General features: G+C 51.3%; 16 protein-coding genes. All 16 read right to left on the reverse strand.

What is annotated here, in order from left to right; all coding sequences use genetic code 11:
- Window positions 1–2: 2 nt before the first annotated feature.
- The 16 genes from RRV97_RS08970 to RRV97_RS09045 all read right to left on the reverse strand — a co-directional run bounded on the left by RRV97_RS08970 (window position 3) and on the right by RRV97_RS09045 (window position 16,344).
- Entirely contained in the window at window positions 3–512 is a 510-nt protein-coding gene (locus tag RRV97_RS08970) for an OmpH family outer membrane protein (RefSeq protein WP_315611325.1), read from the reverse strand.
- 111 nt (window positions 513–623) lie between these two features.
- Window positions 624–3,026, reverse strand: coding sequence for an outer membrane protein assembly factor BamA (gene bamA, locus RRV97_RS08975; RefSeq protein ID WP_315611326.1), 2,403 nt, complete (start codon window positions 3,024–3,026; stop codon window positions 624–626).
- 3 nt (window positions 3,027–3,029) lie between these two features.
- Complete coding sequence (gene rseP / locus RRV97_RS08980; RefSeq protein ID WP_315611327.1) at window positions 3,030–4,370, reverse strand: RIP metalloprotease RseP; 1,341 nt, start codon at window positions 4,368–4,370, stop codon at window positions 3,030–3,032.
- Window positions 4,371–4,501: 131 nt separating this feature from the next.
- Window positions 4,502–5,683 carry a 1-deoxy-D-xylulose-5-phosphate reductoisomerase gene (gene ispC / locus RRV97_RS08985; protein ID WP_315611328.1) on the reverse strand — a complete coding sequence of 394 codons (1,182 nt, stop codon included), beginning with the start codon at window positions 5,681–5,683 and terminating at the stop codon, window positions 4,502–4,504.
- Between the two features lie 117 nt (window positions 5,684–5,800).
- Window positions 5,801–6,550: an SIMPL domain-containing protein gene (locus RRV97_RS08990; RefSeq protein ID WP_315611329.1), complete on the reverse strand. Its 750-nt coding sequence runs from the start codon at window positions 6,548–6,550 to the stop codon at window positions 5,801–5,803.
- A 33-nt stretch (window positions 6,551–6,583) separates the two neighbouring features.
- Window positions 6,584–7,378 carry a phosphatidate cytidylyltransferase gene (locus tag RRV97_RS08995; protein WP_070646488.1) on the reverse strand — a complete coding sequence of 265 codons (795 nt, stop codon included), beginning with the start codon at window positions 7,376–7,378 and terminating at the stop codon, window positions 6,584–6,586.
- A gap of 5 nt (window positions 7,379–7,383) precedes the next feature.
- Window positions 7,384–8,130 (reverse strand): isoprenyl transferase, encoded by a 747-nt coding sequence (locus RRV97_RS09000; RefSeq protein WP_036492295.1) that lies wholly within the window; start codon window positions 8,128–8,130, stop codon window positions 7,384–7,386.
- A 57-nt stretch (window positions 8,131–8,187) separates the two neighbouring features.
- Window positions 8,188–8,745 (reverse strand): ribosome recycling factor, encoded by a 558-nt coding sequence (gene frr / locus RRV97_RS09005; RefSeq protein ID WP_003747893.1) that lies wholly within the window; start codon window positions 8,743–8,745, stop codon window positions 8,188–8,190.
- A gap of 181 nt (window positions 8,746–8,926) precedes the next feature.
- Window positions 8,927–9,226 (reverse strand): DUF2818 family protein, encoded by a 300-nt coding sequence (locus tag RRV97_RS09010; protein ID WP_039861891.1) that lies wholly within the window; start codon window positions 9,224–9,226, stop codon window positions 8,927–8,929.
- Window positions 9,227–9,443: 217 nt separating this feature from the next.
- Window positions 9,444–10,886, reverse strand: coding sequence for an NADH-quinone oxidoreductase subunit NuoN (gene nuoN, locus RRV97_RS09015; protein WP_315611330.1), 1,443 nt, complete (start codon window positions 10,884–10,886; stop codon window positions 9,444–9,446).
- 9 nt (window positions 10,887–10,895) lie between these two features.
- Window positions 10,896–12,392: an NADH-quinone oxidoreductase subunit M gene (locus RRV97_RS09020; protein WP_315611331.1), complete on the reverse strand. Its 1,497-nt coding sequence runs from the start codon at window positions 12,390–12,392 to the stop codon at window positions 10,896–10,898.
- A 178-nt stretch (window positions 12,393–12,570) separates the two neighbouring features.
- Window positions 12,571–12,891, reverse strand: coding sequence for a cupin (locus RRV97_RS09025; protein ID WP_036492304.1), 321 nt, complete (start codon window positions 12,889–12,891; stop codon window positions 12,571–12,573).
- Between the two features lie 76 nt (window positions 12,892–12,967).
- Entirely contained in the window at window positions 12,968–13,273 is a 306-nt protein-coding gene (locus RRV97_RS09030; RefSeq protein WP_314591570.1) for a chorismate mutase, read from the reverse strand.
- Window positions 13,274–13,343: 70 nt separating this feature from the next.
- Window positions 13,344–15,368 (reverse strand): NADH-quinone oxidoreductase subunit L, encoded by a 2,025-nt coding sequence (nuoL, locus tag RRV97_RS09035; protein WP_315611332.1) that lies wholly within the window; start codon window positions 15,366–15,368, stop codon window positions 13,344–13,346.
- Between the two features lie 2 nt (window positions 15,369–15,370).
- Entirely contained in the window at window positions 15,371–15,676 is a 306-nt protein-coding gene (gene nuoK / locus RRV97_RS09040; RefSeq protein WP_003747881.1) for an NADH-quinone oxidoreductase subunit NuoK, read from the reverse strand.
- Window positions 15,673–16,344, reverse strand: a complete 672-nt coding sequence (locus RRV97_RS09045) for an NADH-quinone oxidoreductase subunit J (protein ID WP_070624915.1) — start codon at window positions 16,342–16,344, stop codon at window positions 15,673–15,675. Before RRV97_RS09045 ends, nuoK begins: the two co-directional genes overlap by 4 nt.
- Window position 16,345: the final 1 nt, after the last annotated feature.

The following is a 16,345-nucleotide window of genomic DNA, read 5'->3' on the forward strand; positions in this document are numbered from 1 at the left end:
GGTCAGTGTGCGTTTAAGGCTTTGATAACGCTGTCGGTAATGTCGTAGCGGCCGTTGACGTAAATTACGTCCTGCAAGATGAAGTCGTAACCTTCGCGTTTGGCCAAATCGACGATGACGCGGTTGGCATTTTGCTGGAGCGCGGCGAATTCTTCATTGCGGCGCAGGTTGTAGTCTTCAGCCAACTCGGCCTGCTCCTTGCGGAATTTTTGTACCAGATTGCGCCATTTTTGGGTTTCCGCTTCCCTTTGGCTGTCGCTGAGCTTGTCACTGCTCAGTTTTTGCTCCAAAGCCTCGCCTTCCTGCTGCAGCTTTTGCAAGGCGGTTTGACGGCTTTTGAACTCTTTTTCCAAAGTCGTCTGAATGTTTTGCGCCTGCTTGGATTCCTGATAAACGCGCTCGGTATTGATAAAACCGATTTTCTGTACGCCATCCGCCGCCGCTTGCGGCAAAAGCACGAAACCCGGCAGGGCTACGGCGAGGACACGGAGGGTGTCGGCTATTTTACTCATGATAAAAATCCTTGCTTGAAAACAGACGGGCGGTTGGCAATAAGCCTGCCGCCAATCTGCCATGAGGCCGTCTGAAACGGACAAACCCGGTTTCAGATGGCCTAAACATCATCAGAATGTCGTACCGAGTTGGAATTGGAAGCGTTGGATTTCGTCGCCTTCTTTTTTCTTAATCGGATAAGCATAACTGAACTTCATCGGACCCAGCGGAGAGAGCCAGGTCACGGCAGCACCGGCAGAGTAACGCAATTCGTTTTTGAATGTCGATTTGTGCGTTTTGCCTACGCCGTACACGTTTTGGAGCGCGCCATTGGTGTAATAAGTATTGCTGCTGCTGTCGTTGTAAGTTTTGTCGTCCCACACGCTGCCCGCATCGGCAAACAGGCTCAGACGGACGGTACGCGAGTCTTTAATGCCCGGCATCGGGAAGAGCAACTCTGCGGAAACGTTGGCTTTTTTGTTACCGCCGTAGCTGATTTTCTCGCCGTATTCGTCATAGACTTTCGGGCCCAGCGTACCGCTTTCAAAGCCGCGGACAGAGCCTAAGCCGCCGCCGTAGAAGTTTTCAAAGAACGGCATGGTTTTGGTTTTGCCGTAGCCGTTGCCATAGCCGACTTCGCCACCCAGCATCAATGTGAAATCTTTGCTTAACGGGAAGAACCAAGTTTGGTTGTGGGTCAGGGTGTAGTATTGCAGGTCGCTGCCCGGCAGTGCGATTTCACCGTTTACGCCGGTCAGGTAACCGCGGGTCGGCCACAAGGCATTGTCAGTTTTGTTGCGGCCCCAGCCGATGGTACCTTTGTACAACCAGCCTTTGAAGTTACCCACGCCGCTGCCGTCGCCTTTACCATATTGGTTGATAAAGTCGGCATAGCGTTTAGGCGCGCCTTTGTAGGTGTTCACAGTCAAGCGTTCCGCGGCCAGGCCGAAGTTCACACGGTCATATTCGGTAACCGGAATACCGATACGCAAACCGCCGCCGAAAGTCGTGGTTTTATATTGTTTCGCGCTGGAAGAAGCTTTACGCGGGTCGTAAGTCTTGCCGTAAATATCGTAACCCAAGCTTACGCCGTCCGGTGTGAAGTATGGGTCGGTAAACGACAACGAGCCGTTTACTGTGGTTTTACTGCGGGACGCGCGCAGGGCAACGGATTTACCCGTACCGAACAGGTTGTCCTGAGCCACGCCGGCAGACATTACCAAACCGGTATCCTGAACCCAACCTGCGCTCAAGTCGAGCGAGCCGGTTGAACGTTCGGTCAGGCTCATGTTCAGGTCAACTTGGTCGGGGGTATTGGCCACAGGAACGGCATCAAATTGAACGTTGTCGAAGTAGCCCAACAATTCAACGCGCTCTTTAGAACGTTGCAGTTTGGCAGAGTCGTAAGGCGCCGATTCCATTTGGCGCAACTCGCGGCGGATGACTTCGTCGCGGGTTTTGTTGTTGCCGGTAATGTTGATTTCGTTTACATAGATTTTGCGGCCCGGTTGGACGGTCAGCACAAAATCAACGGTATGCGTTTCGGCATTGGGAATCGGTTGGACATTGATTTCGCTGAATGCGTAACCTGCCTGACCCATGCGGTTTTGGATGGCTTCGAGCGAATTGGACATTTGCGCACGCTCGTACCATTTGCCCGGCTTCATGGTCAGCAGTTTTTCCAAATCTTCTTTCGGCACTTCCAGCGTATCGCCTTCGATGCGTACATTACCCCAGCGGAAGCGGTCGCCTTCGCTGACGGTTACTTTAATGGTCTGCTTGGTTTTGTCTTCGTTGGTTTGGATATCGGTATCCAAAATACGGAAGTTGAAGTAGCCGTTGTTTTGGTAGTAATTGGTGATTTTTTCCATGTCCTGAGCAAATTTTTGCTCATTGAACTGGTTGCTCTTGGTCACCCAAGTCCACATGCCGCCTTCACTCAGGGACATTTGTTTCAGCAGGCGGCGGTCGGAATAAACTTCGTTGCCTTCAAAGGAAATATCGGTAATCTTGGTAGATTTGCCCTCTTCGATGGCAATATCGATAGACACGCGGTTGCGGGCGAGTTTGGTAACGGTCGGAGTGATTTTGACCGACTGTTTGCCGCGGCTCAAATACTCTTCTTTCAAACCGGCAACGGCTTGGTTCAGCGTTGCTTGGTTGAAGTATTGGGATTGCGCCAAACCGAAGGCTTCAAGGTTTTTCTTGATGGCGTCGTTTTGCAGCATTTTCGCGCCGGTAATATTGAGCGAGCTGATGGTCGGACGCTCAATTACGGTCAACAGGACTTGATTGTCCATGGTCTCGACGCGTACGTCGTCAAAGAAACCGGTTGCGTAGAGTTTTTTGATGATTTCTTCACTGCGCGCATCATTGAAATTATCACCGACTTTAACGGGCAGGTAGTTGAAGACGGTACTCGGCTCGGTGCGTTGCAGGCCTTCGACGCGGATGTCCTGAATGGTAAAGTCAGCCAATGCCATTGGCGACAGGCTCAATACCATTAAAGCGGAAGCAATCTGGTTCAGTTTCATAAATTATCCAAACAAACGGTTGATGTCATTAAAGAAAGCCACAGCCATCATCAAAAGCATGGCTGCCAGTCCGAAGCGCAGGCCGACTGCCTGTATGCGCTCGCTCAAAGGCTTTCCGCGTATCCATTCGGCGGTATAGAAGACCAAATGTCCGCCGTCTAAAACGGGTACGGGCAAAAGGTTCAATACGCCTAAGCTGATGCTGACCAAGGCCAGAAATTCAAGATAGCTCTGCAATCCGAGTTTGGCGGATTGTCCGGCGACATCGGCAATGGTCAGGGGGCCGGAAATATGGTTCAAAGAGGCATTGCCTGTAACCAGTTTTCCGAAAAATTTGAGGGTCGTCCACGAATAGTTGACGGTTTTGTTCCAACCCAATTCAAAGGCCTGGGCAACGGAAGGCGTATAACGGTAGCGGATGGTTTTATCCCACTCTTTATCCGCCTGGGCGGCAAGCCCTGCTCTACCTACCAGCACGCCAGCCGACTGCTCGACGCTGTCCGGCCGGATAGCGGTCGCCAGCACTTTGCCGTCGCGCTCGTAAGTCAGCTCGATTCGTTTGCCGGGGCTGGCGCGGAAGAGTTCCGTCCATGCCTGCCAGCTTTCGATGGGCTTCCCATCGGCGGTCAGCAGTTTGTCGTTTTCCTTCAAGCCTGCTTTTTCGGCCGGACTATCAGCCAAGACTTTGCCGATGCGGTTAGTAATTCTAAAAGGCAAAAGGCCGATGTTGCCTTGGTTTTTCGCAACTTTACCTGCTTCAGGCGTGCCGGCGGCATCAATTATGCGGACGACTTGGGTATTTGAGGCCGTCTGAACAGCGACTTTTACAGGACCGGCTTCAAGGTTCAACACCATCTCGGTTTGCGCATCGCTCCAGTCTTTAACGGCGATTCCGTTGACCGATACAATCTTATCACCTGCCTGAAAACCTGCTTTGGCGGCAATACTGGCAGGCTCGACCATGCCGACATAGGGGCGCAACTCGGTTACGCCGAAGGAAAAGCTCAAACCGTAAAGCAAAACGGCCAAAATCAAATTGGTCAAAGGGCCGGCGGCGACAATGGCGATACGCTTGGCCGGATGCTGCTTGTCAAAGGCGTAGGGCACATCTGCCTCTGCCACCTCGCCTTCGCGCGTATCGACCATTTTAACGTAACCGCCCAGCGGAATCGGGGCGAGACACCACTCGGTATCGCCGCGTTTTCGGGTGAAAAAGGGCTTACCGAAGCCGACGGAAAAGCGCACGACTTTAACGCCGCACCAGCGGGCAACAATATAGTGTCCGAACTCATGCAGGCTGACCAAAATCAGAATGGCGACGATAAAGGCTAAAAAGGTTTGCAAAAAAATCCCCTGAGTGGAATGTGATAATCAACGGATAAGGCCGTCTGAAAACCGATTATAAAGGCAGTTGTTCCATTTTGTCTGCCTAAATGCCAAGCGGTTGACGTTTCAGACGGCCTGTCATTGAAGCTTTATTGTTTGCCGATAAAGGCTTCTGCCTGCCTGCGTGTTTGCGCGTCTTGCGCCAGCAGACCTTCAATATCATGATGGCCGTCTGAAAAATCTTGGGCAAGGCAGTGGGCAACGACTTTGGCAATATCGGTAAACTTAATGCGTTTATCTAAAAAAGCGGCCACGGCCACTTCGTTTGCGGCGTTCAACACGCAAGGCGCGGCGCCGCCTGCATTCATGGCCTGATAGGCAAGTTTCAAACATGGGAACCGGTCAAAGTCAGGCTTTTGAAAGGTCAACGCGGACAATGCGCCGAAATCCAGCTCGCTCACGCCGGAATGGATACGTTCGGGAAGGCCCAAGCAATAAGCAATCGGCGTACGCATATCGGGATTACCCAACTGCGCCAATACCGAACCATCGCGATAACGCACCATGCTGTGAATCACGGATTGCGGATGAATGACGACTTCCAGTTTTTCCGGCGGACAATTAAACAGCCAATGCGCCTCAATCAACTCCAAGCCCTTATTCATCATTGACGCGGAATCGACGGAAATTTTGCGACCCATGCTCCAATTCGGATGCTTGACCGCCTGCTCGGGCGTAATGCTGTCAAATGTACTTAAATCAGTGTTAAGGAACGGGCCGCCCGATGCGGTCAGGATAATCGAATTGATGCCGTGCTCATTCAGACGGCCTGTGTAATCCCTTGGCAATACTTGAAAGATGGCGTTGTGTTCGCTGTCAATCGGCAAGACGGTGGCGCCGTTTTGACGGGCGGTTTCCATGAACAATGCGCCGGAAACCACCAGCGTTTCTTTGTTGGCCAGATAAATGGTTTTGCCCTTTTGAGCGGCGGCCAAAGCCGAGGGCAAACCGGCCGCGCCGACAATGGCACACATCACGCCGCTGACTTCATCGGCCGAAGCCACATCAATCAGGGCTTGAGCACCATATAAAACCTGCGTATCGATGCCTTCTTGTTTGAGTTTCTTTTCCAGCTCGGCCGCATGGCCGGCATCGCCGACAACGGCATATTCCGGGCGGAACTGTTTGCATTGCGCCGCCAGCTTGTCTACCTGCCTATGCCCTGCCAGCGCGAACACGCGGAATTTTTCGGGATGGCGGGAAACAACGTCCAAAGTGCTTTCGCCTATGCTGCCGGTACTGCCTAATATGGTCAGAACTTGTTGTGTCATGGTGTGTTCTTTGTGTGCTGTGCAAACGGTATTCATTGTATTTGAAATAGATTTCTTTGCCGTTTCCAATTTTCAGACGGCCTTTTGCCTCCCGGCTAAACAGGCCGTCTGAAAGAATTACTCAATGCCGTATTCGATGGTAACAACCAGTCGGACTTGTTTGCCGACGGTGCTTTTATCGTAAGAACCGCCGTACTCGTCATCCTCGCTGCTGCCGGTGTCGGCATAGATGTTGAACGAGCCTTGTGAAGCAGAACGCATGGCGCCCACTTTGCCGCCGCCGGTTTTGGCAAATTCGGCCGCGCGTTTCTGCGCATCCTCAGTCGCCTGCGTAATCAAATCGCGTTTGATGGTTTCCAAATTGCCCAGCAAATATTGCGGATTGTCGAAGTGGATAAATTCATTTTGCGCACGGAAATTCAAAATGGCGCGCTGGGCGGCTTGGATTTTGTCCAGTTTTTTGGTGTTGACCACAATATTGAGGTCGCCGTCGTAGCCGTTGGGCGTGCGGGTTACATTGCCCAGTTCGTCGCGGGTTTCATTGAAAACGCGCGACACTTCGGGCAGGCCCACTTTCATTTCAGCCGCCGTAAAGCCTTGCTCGCCCAAAAACTTAGACAGCTTCTTGCGTCTTGCCGTCAGCAAATCCAAAACTTCCTGATAGCTCTCGCCGTGCGCATTTACGCCCGTATTCCACGTCGCACTGTCGGATTGGAAGTTTTTCTCCGCCAAACCTTTTACGGTAATCGTCCCCGGTTGACGCAGATTCTTAAACTGCACGCCCAAAATAAACGCCGCAGCCATCAATCCCAGTGCCAACAATACGCCCAAAATCGATAAAGATGAAATCTGTTTTTGTTCGGACATAATCAGCTCCTCCAGCCATGTGAGACAGGCGGTTTAAAACAAATATACAAAGGCGGCATAAATGCTGATAACGGCAATCAGGCTGTCCACACGGTCGAACACGCCGCCGTGCCCCGGCAGCAGATTGCTGCTGTCTTTGATACCGGCCGCACGTTTGAGCCAGCTTTCCAGCAAATCGCCGCACACGCTGACCACGGTCAGAATCAAGCCGATCAAAATCGTTTTGAACCAACCGGCTTCAAAAGCCAGCCAACCGGCTTTCCATACGATGGTCATGTACACGGCAACGCACAATGCGCCGCCGATCGCACCTTCCCAGCTTTTACCCGGGCTGATGGTCGGCGCAATTTTGCGCTTACCAAACGACTTGCCGCAGAAATACGCGCCAATATCAGCCACCCACACCAAGCCCATAATCGCCAATAAAGACAGCGCGTCTTCAGGCTGAGGGCGCAGGTAAACCAGTGCGAACCAAAACGGCATCACCAACAACCAACCGACCGTGTAAGCCTGCCAGCCGCCGTTTAGCTTCCATTTCGCTTTCAGCCACCAAGGCATGACAATCAGCCAAAACGCCAATACGACACACCAAACCAAATTGGGCAGCTGCCAACCGCCGGCATAGGCAATCACGCCGAACACCAGCGTTGACGCCAAATAATGATTGATTTTCAGCTTGTCCAAGCCGCTCATGCGGGCATATTCCCACAAAACCAACATAGCAATCAGGCCGCAAAACGCCGCCCACAGCCACATAGGTGCATAAAACAGCATACCCAGCATCAGCGGCAAGAGCCACAGCGCCGTTAAAATCCGTTGTCTCAACATAATTCTCAACCCCGTTGCTGCTCAAGCGGCAGCTGTTCGGAAGTCCGCCCGAAGCGGCGTTCCCGTTTTTGGAACGAAGCAATCGCCTCGTTCAACGATTTCTCATTAAAATCAGGCCACAGCGTATCCGTAAAATACAATTCCGCGTACGCCATCTGCCACAGCAGGAAATTACTGATGCGCGTCTCGCCGCCGGTGCGGATAAACAAATCCGGCTCAGGTGCATCGCCCAACATCAAATAGCGTGACAACGCCTCTTCCGTAATCTCGGTTGCACCCTCGGCAATCAACTGATTTGCCGCCTGCAAAATATCCCAGCGGCCGCCATAATCGGCGGCAATGCTCAAAGTCAAACCGGTATTGTTTGCCGTCAACGCCTCGGCCGCCTCAATCCCCTTCAGGATTTCAGCATTAAACCGCTCACGGCTGCCGATGACTTTCAAGCGCATATTGTTATCGTGCAAACGGCGCACCTGCTTTTGCAAAGCCTGCAAAAACAGCCCCATCAGAAAAGAAACCTCTTCCTCGGGGCGTCGCCAGTTTTCAGTCGAAAAAGCAAACACGGTCAAATACCGCACACCCAGCTCAGCACAATGCTTCACCATGTTCTCCAGCGCATCCAAGCCGCGCTTATGCCCCATCACACGGGGAAGAAAACGCTTCTTTGCCCAACGTCCGTTGCCGTCCATAATCACGGCAATATGTCGGGGGATGGCAGAGTGTTCCAAAATCGTCTGCGTACTGCTTTTCATGTCTGCCTTTCAGGGAGCAAACCGTCCAAAGGCCGTCTGAACGGTTTGCACACAGGATTAAATCGCCATCAAATCTTCTTCTTTGGCAGCCAAGAGCTTGTCTGCCTCAGCAATGTATTTGTCGGTCAATTTCTGAACCGCTTCCTCGCCGCGGCGGGCTTCGTCTTCAGAAATCTCTTTGTCTTTCAACAATTTTTTGATGTGGTCGTTTGCATCACGGCGCACATTGCGGATAGACACACGGCCCTCTTCCGCCTCACCGCGTACCACTTTGATCAAATCTTTACGGCGTTCCTCAGTCAGCATAGGCATAGGGACACGGATCAAATCGCCGACAGAAGCAGGGTTCAGGCCCAAGTTAGAATCACGGATCGCTTTCTCGACTTTTGAAGCCATATTGCTCTCGAAAGGTTTCACACCAATCGTACGCGCATCCAAAAGCGTTACGTTTGCCACTTGGCTCACAGGCACCATGCTGCCCCAGTATTCCACTTCCACTTGGTCAAGCAGGCCGGTATGCGCACGGCCGGTACGCACCTTAGCCAAGTTTTCTTTCAATACTTCCAGAGAACGCTGCATTTTGCCTTCAGCTGTCTTTTGAATATCATTAATCATCTTATACTTTCAATTTCATAGGAATAAAACAGGATTAACCGAGAATAGTACCGTTAAACCGCCCTCACGACAAGGCTTTACGCCCCAACAGCCTTGTTTTCTAACCGATATTTAACATCAAACAAAATAAAGGCCGTCTGAAAATCTTTCAGACGGCCTTTTCCCTATTCAAATCCGATTCCTACTCTCTATTTCGCTCATTCCAAAAATAACGCCATACAAAGCATGGGAAGGCAAAAATCAGGTAGAGGCAGACAACGGTCGCGTAAAACTCCCAATCTTGGGCATGTACGGCACCGGCGCGCGATTCGAGGATATAGGCGAGGATCGCGGTAAGAAGGAAGCCCGCCAGCAATTCGATCAAGTGATGGCCGATGTGTTTGCGTTTCAGGGCGACGATGCCGAAAAATTTGGTGGTAATAAAGGGGGCGTTGGCAAAGATAAGTGCCAACAGCAAAAGAATGTACATGGATGCGGTCATGGTGGTCTTTCTGTTTTCAGACGGCCTGTGTGTGATTTTAACATGTTGAACGGGCATTCTTACCCATCATTCGTGGAATATTCAATATCTCGATGATGCCCGCTTGATGATTGCTCAAAGGCTTGAGGCCGTCTGACCTTTGGGTATATTTCATCCGAATGCGAATCCTAACAAAAACGGCGACTTTGGAACAGCCGCCGTTGGTTTTGTTTGAAGCTTACAGGGTATTTATCAATGCTTTGGCACACCAGTCGATAACGGTTTGCGGCATGATACCCCACAGGAGCAGCAGGAAGGCATTGACCGTCAGGACAAATTTGGCGGCATAGTTGCTGCCGACCGGCTGGTCATGGTCAGGTGCATCGAAGTAGATGACTTTGACCACGCGCAGGTAGTAGAACGCACCAATCAGCGACATGATGACGGCAAATACGGACAACCAAACATGGCCTTGTTTCAAGAGTGCCATAATCACGCCGAATTTGGCGTAGAAGCCCATCAGCGGCGGAATACCCGCCATGGAGAACATGGACAGCAACATCAGGAAGGCAAACCATGCATGGCGTTGGTTAAGGCCTGCGAGGTCTTTGATGTTTTCACATTCAATGTCTTTGGTGGACAATACCATCAAAACGCCGAAGCTGACTGCCGCCATCAAAGCATAGGTAATGGCGTAATACAGGCCTGCGGTAAAACCGACTGCGCCTGCCATAAACGCCAACAGGATAAAGCCCATGTGCGATACGGTGGAGTAGGCAAGCATACGTTTGATATTGGTTTGCATGATGGCGGCAAGGTTACCGACCACCAAAGAAGCAACGGCAAGGATGGCTAACATCGGTGCCCAGTCTGAATGTACTGTACCCATGCCGGTCACAAGAATACGGAACGCAAAGACAACGGCGGCAATTTTCGGAGCCGTACCCACAAAGGCGGCAACGGATGTCGGCGCGCCATCGTACACATCGGGTACCCACATATGGAATGGAACCGCACCCAATTTAAATGCAATGGCAACCACAATAAACACCATACCCAATTTCAACAACCATTCATTGGCCTGCTCATTGAAAGCAGAAGCCAAGACGGAAGCAAAATCGAGGGAACCGGTGGCGCCGTAAACCATGGAAATACCATAGAGCAGCAAACCGGAGGCCAACGCGCCCAATACGAAGTATTTCAGCGCAGCCTCGGCAGAGCGACCGGAATCGCGGCGCAGGGCAATCATGGCGTACAGTGACAAAGACAACAATTCCAAACCGATATACGCAGTCAGGAAATGTGCCGCGCTGACCATGACGCTCATACCCAACAGGGCAAACAGCGACAGGGTGTAAAACTCGCCTTTAAAGATTTGGCGGTCTTGGTTGTACGGTTTACTGTAAATAAACAGACCGAAAGTCAGCGCATACAGCACCAGTTTTGCCAAACGGGACATGCCGTCTGCAATATACATACCGTGAAAGGCATCGACACTGCCCTGCTCCCATACCGCCAACTGGGTAACGGCCATGATGATGACTGTTCCCAAACTCATCAGATGGGTCAGATAGCGGTTTTTATCGCAAATCCACAAGTCTGCCAGCAATACGACACCCAATAGCGCAAGCAGCACGATTTCGGGCATGGCAGGCATTAAATTCAAATCAGACCAGTTCATTTACACACCTCAAATCTTGCTTTGTGTCACATGGGCAATCAAATCGTTTGCCGCTTGATGCACCACTTCGATAAACGCTTGCGGATACAGACCCATGCCCAAAACAGCAACCGCCAAAATCGCCAAAATCGCAAATTCGCGGCAATTGATGTCTTTCATTTCGGCAACGTGCGGATTGTGGATCGCACCAAAAATAACGCGTTTGTACATCCACAGGGTATAAGACGCACCGTAAATCAAGGTCATGGCAGCCAACGCGCCTACCCAGAAATTCACTTTAACCGCGCCCATAATCACCATAAACTCGCCCACGAAACCGGAAGTCGCAGGCAGACCGGCATTGGCCATACCGAACAACATCATAAACGCCGCAAACTTAGGCATTACATTGACCACGCCGCCATAGTCGGCAATATTGCGGGTATGCAGGCGGTCGTACATCACGCCGATACACATAAACATCGCGGCAGACACAAAACCGTGGGAAATCATTTGAACGATTGCGCCTTTCAATGCCCAGTCATTCAATTGGCCGTTCACGAACAGGAACATGCCCAAAGTAACAAAACCCATGTGGCTGATGGAAGAGTATGCCACCAGTTTTTTCATATCGGTTTGCACCAAAGCCACCATACCGATGTAAATCACGGCAATCAGGCTCAATACGATGATAACGGGGGCAAAATAGCGTGCTGCATCCGGCATAATCGGCAGGATAAAGCGCAAGAAACCATACGCACCCAGCTTCAGCGTAATGGCCGCCAACACCATCGAACCGCCGGTCGGCGCTTCAACGTGGGCATCCGGCAACCAAGTGTGCACAGGGAACATCGGCACTTTTACGGCAAATGACAGGAAGAATGCCGCAAACAAAAGCTGTTGCACGCCCAACGGAATCTGTTTGATGTTTTGGAAATCGACAATAGAGAAGCTGCCTGTCTGATAGTACAGGTAAACCATGGCAACCAGCATCAAAAGCGAACCCATCAGCGTATAGAGGAACAGCTTGACCGAAGCATAGACGCGACGCGGACCGCCCCATACACCGATAATCAGGTACAGCGGAATCAGCATACCCTCGAAGAACACATAAAACAGAATCGCATCCTGCGCGGCAAACGCACCGTTAATCAAACCCGACATAATCAGGAAAGCGGCCATATACTGCGCCGGACGTTTCTGAATGACTTCCCAACCGGCCAATACCACCAACAGCGTAATAAACGCATTTAAGATGATAAAGAGCACTGAAATACCGTCCACGCCCAATGCGTAGTTGATCTTCAGCAGCGGAATCCACTCGTGGAACTCGGTAAACTGATAGCCGCCGCTCAAACGGTCGAAACCGGTAAACAGGGGCAGCGTTACCAAGAAACCGGCAAGCGCACCCATGAAGGCAAGCACACGCGCCAGCGGCGCACGGCTGTCCTTACCGGTCGCCAAAACCAGCACACCTGCGGCGATGGGTATCCATATTGCCAAGCTGAGTAGGTAGTTGGAAAACATAGTGGTTAACCTGTGGTTAAAATAAAAAATATAGTTGTATGGGTTGGTTTCCAGACGACATTTCAGGAGGCCGTCTGAAAAAGATTGTGTATTTTGTGTACGGCAAAATCAAGAAAAATGTATATCTGCCGTCATTCTCTTATTCTGTTGCTGTCTCAAACCTTCTTTTCAGACGGCCTCAAACACTGTCCTCTTTCTCAATCACCAGAATCCGCGCTTCGCCGCACGGATGGGCGACGTGTTCCGTGCCGATTCCTGCGTAGAAGATATCTCCGCTTTTCAAACGAACGATGTGTTCTTCGCCGTTTTCTCGGTAGTGCATCTCAACTTCGCCATCCATCACAGCAAACACTTCCTCGCCGTCGTTGATGTGCCATGTGTAGGGCTGGTTCGTCCAGTGCAGGCGCACGGTGATGCCGTTCATATTGGCGATATCGAGTGCGCCCCATGCGCGGGAAGCGGTAAATTCGGCGGAGCAGATGATTTGTGTGTCCGACATGGTTTTTTCTCGCCTTTATATTTCAGACGGCCTCTTCCCTATTTTTCTTGTCAAAACCGTTATCCGAAGATTTTGACTACGCTCCGTCGGTACGGTTGGTGTCCATCTCAAGTTTAATGAACGCATCAATCATGCTGCGCCAAACTGCTTCTGCTACTTCGGGCGACAAACCGGCCTTTTCGGCATAAGCGCGGCGAGAGGCAATCACTTGAGCCACCCGTTCGGGCGCGGAAACCGCCTGGACATCATTTTTAGGTTTCAGACGACCAGCCTGCCGTACCAATTTCTGCCGGCGGGCGAGTAATTCGATTAATCCCTTATCCAAACCATCGATGACTTCGCGGACTTCGTCCAGGGTTTGCGGTAATTTGTCTTCAATCATTGTTGCTCAAATTTTCTTTTTCAGACGGCCCTATACACAAACTATAGACAGGCCGTCTGAAATCCCGCTTTTATCGGAACAATCCCCAGAATGTCATGCCGAGCAGTACCAATACGCCGAATACCATAGCGGCGGCATAGGTATAGATGAAGCCGGTTTGGACTTTGCGTACCTGCGCGGCAATCGCGCCGACCAGTTTGGCAGAGCCGTTGACGATGCCGTTGTCGATAATGGCGGTATCGCCGACTTTCCAGAAGAAAGTACCCAATGCACGCGTGCCTTTGGCAAAGACGTTGAAATACAGGGCGTCGAGGTAGTATTTGTTTTCAAACAAAACGTAAATCGGACGGAACGCCTGTGCAATTTTCGCAGGCAGGTGCGGCAGTTTGACGTACAAGAGCCATGCGCTCAACACGCCTGCGATAGCAAGGTAGAGTACAGGCGAATGCAGGCTGTGTGACACCATTGCCAATGCGCCGTGAAACTCTTCCTTCATGATGTGCATGGTTGGATGCGCGTCGGTATTGACGAAAATCACGTCTTTGAAGAAATCGCCGTAAAGCATAGGCTCGATGGCAACATAGCCGATGATGACGGACGGAATGGCAAGCAGAATCAGCGGCAGGGTAACGACCAGCGGGCTTTCGTGCGGATTGTCGTTTTTGCCCAAGCCGTGATGTTCTTCGCCATGATGATCGTCATGATGTTCAGGCAGGCTGCGCCATTTTTCTTCGCCGTGGAACACCATAAAGTATTGGCGGAACGCGTAAAATGCGGTAACGAACACGCTGGCGAGGACGGCAAAATAGGCAAAGCCGCTGCCCGGCAGGGTGCTGTATTTCGCTGCTTCGATAATCGAATCTTTGGAATAGAAGCCGGAGAAGAACGGCGTACCGATCAGCGACAAGTTACCGATCAGCATGGTCAGCCAAGTAATCGGCATGTATTTTTTCAGGTTGCCCATATGGCGCATATCTTGGTCATGGTGCATACCGATAATCGCGCTACCTGCGGCCAAGAACAACAAGGCTTTAAAGAAAGCGTGGGTCATCACGTGGAACATCGCCACGGAATAGGCAGACGCGCCCAGAGCCACGGTCATGTAGCCCAGTTGCGACAAGGTGGAATACGCCACCACACGTTTGATGTCGTTTTGAATCACGCCCAAGAAACCCATAAACAGGGCAGTAATCGCACCAATTACCATGATGACAGACAACGCAGTGCTGCTCATCTCATAAATCGGCGACATACGCGATACCATGAACAGACCGGCAGTAACCATGGTTGCGGCGTGAATCAATGCGGAAATCGGTGTCGGGCCTTCCATCGAATCAGGCAGCCAAACGTGCAGCGGGAACTGCGCCGATTTACCCATCGCACCCACAAACAGGAGCAAACAGGTTACAGTAATCAAAGACCATTCCACACCGGGGAACAGTTGGATAGTGGCCGTCTGAACATTAGGCAGATAAGCGAATACATCTTGATAGCGCAGGCTGCCGCCGAAATAGGCAAGCACCAAGCCGATACCGAGCAAAAAGCCGAAGTCGCCGACACGGTTGATCAAAAAGGCTTTCAGGTTGGCAAATGTTGCGCTCGGACGTTTGAAATAGAAACCGATCAAAAGGTACGATACCAAACCCACAGCCTCCCAGCCGAAGAAGAGCTGGATGAAGTTGTTGCTCATAATCAGCATCAACATGCTGAAAGTAAACAAAGAAATATAGCTAAAGAAGCGTTGGTAGCCGACTTTTTCATCGTGCATATAGCCGATGGTATAGATATGTACCATCAACGATACGCCGGTGACCACGACCATCATCATCGCCGTCATCGTATCGACCAAGAAGCCGACGGAGAAATCCAAGCCGCCCATTGTCAGCCAGGTATAAACGTTCTCGTCAAACTTGGTACGGCTGCCATTGAGGAATCCCCACAGCACATAAGCCGACAGCAAGGCAGACACCGCCACACCGAGTATTGTTACGGTATGCGCACCGGCACGACCGATTTTATTGCCGAACAAACCCGCGATCAACGAGCCTGCCAAAGGCACAAGGGCAATTACCAAATATAAAGTCATGTCGTTCATGATTACCCTTTCAACTCATCCAAATCGGCAACGTTGATTGTTTTTCTGTTACGGTACACCAGTACCATAATCGCCAAACCGATGGCGGATTCAGCAGCAGCAACGGTCAGTACGAAAAATACGAAAATCTGTCCGGCAGTATCGCCCAAATATTGGGAGAAAGCGATAAAGTTGAAGTTCACCGCCAAGAGCATCAGCTCGATGGACATCAGCAATACCAGCACGTTTTTGCGGTTCATAAAGATACCCATTGCGCTGATACCGAACAGGAGCGCACCCAATACCAGATAATGCGTCAAGGTAATCATGCTTTGCCCTCCCCTTCCGGCTTGAGGCCGTCTGAAACTTCGCTTTCTTCGGCAGATTCGACTTGCGGTTTGACCGCTTCCATTTTCACCAGACGCATACGGCCTTGGTCGGCACGTACTTTAACTTGGTCTGCAGGATCCATACGTTTCGGATTGAAAGTTTTACGGTGAACCAGCGCAATCGCCGCCACCATACCCAACAGCAGCAATACCGCCGCCAGCTCAAACGGCAACAGGTAATCGGTATAAATACGGCTGCCCAAATCGCGGATATTGTTGTAATCGGCCGGAATGTCTTTCATCAGGCCAAATGCAGCAAGGTCGGTTTTCGGGTTGACCAAAATCAGGATCAGGGCAACCGCCAACAATGTGCCGACCACGCCGGCAACAGGCGCATGACGCCAGAAACCGGCACGCATTTCTTCAATGTCGATATTCAGCATCATCACGACGAACAGGAACAACACCATCACGGCGCCGACGTAAACCACCACCAGCGTCACACCCAAGAATTCGGCCTGCATCAGCATCCAAATCATCGCGCTTACGCAGAAGGTCAGCACCAGATGCAAAGCGGCGTGGACAGGGTTTTTAGCGGTAACGGTACGAACCGCACCGTACAAAACGATGGCGGCAAGGATATAGAACAGAATCGCGGAAAAAGTCATT

The sequence above is a fragment of the Neisseria sp. DTU_2021_1001991_1_SI_NGA_ILE_055 genome (genome assembly GCF_032342915.1).
GTDB lineage: Bacteria > Pseudomonadota > Gammaproteobacteria > Burkholderiales > Neisseriaceae > Neisseria.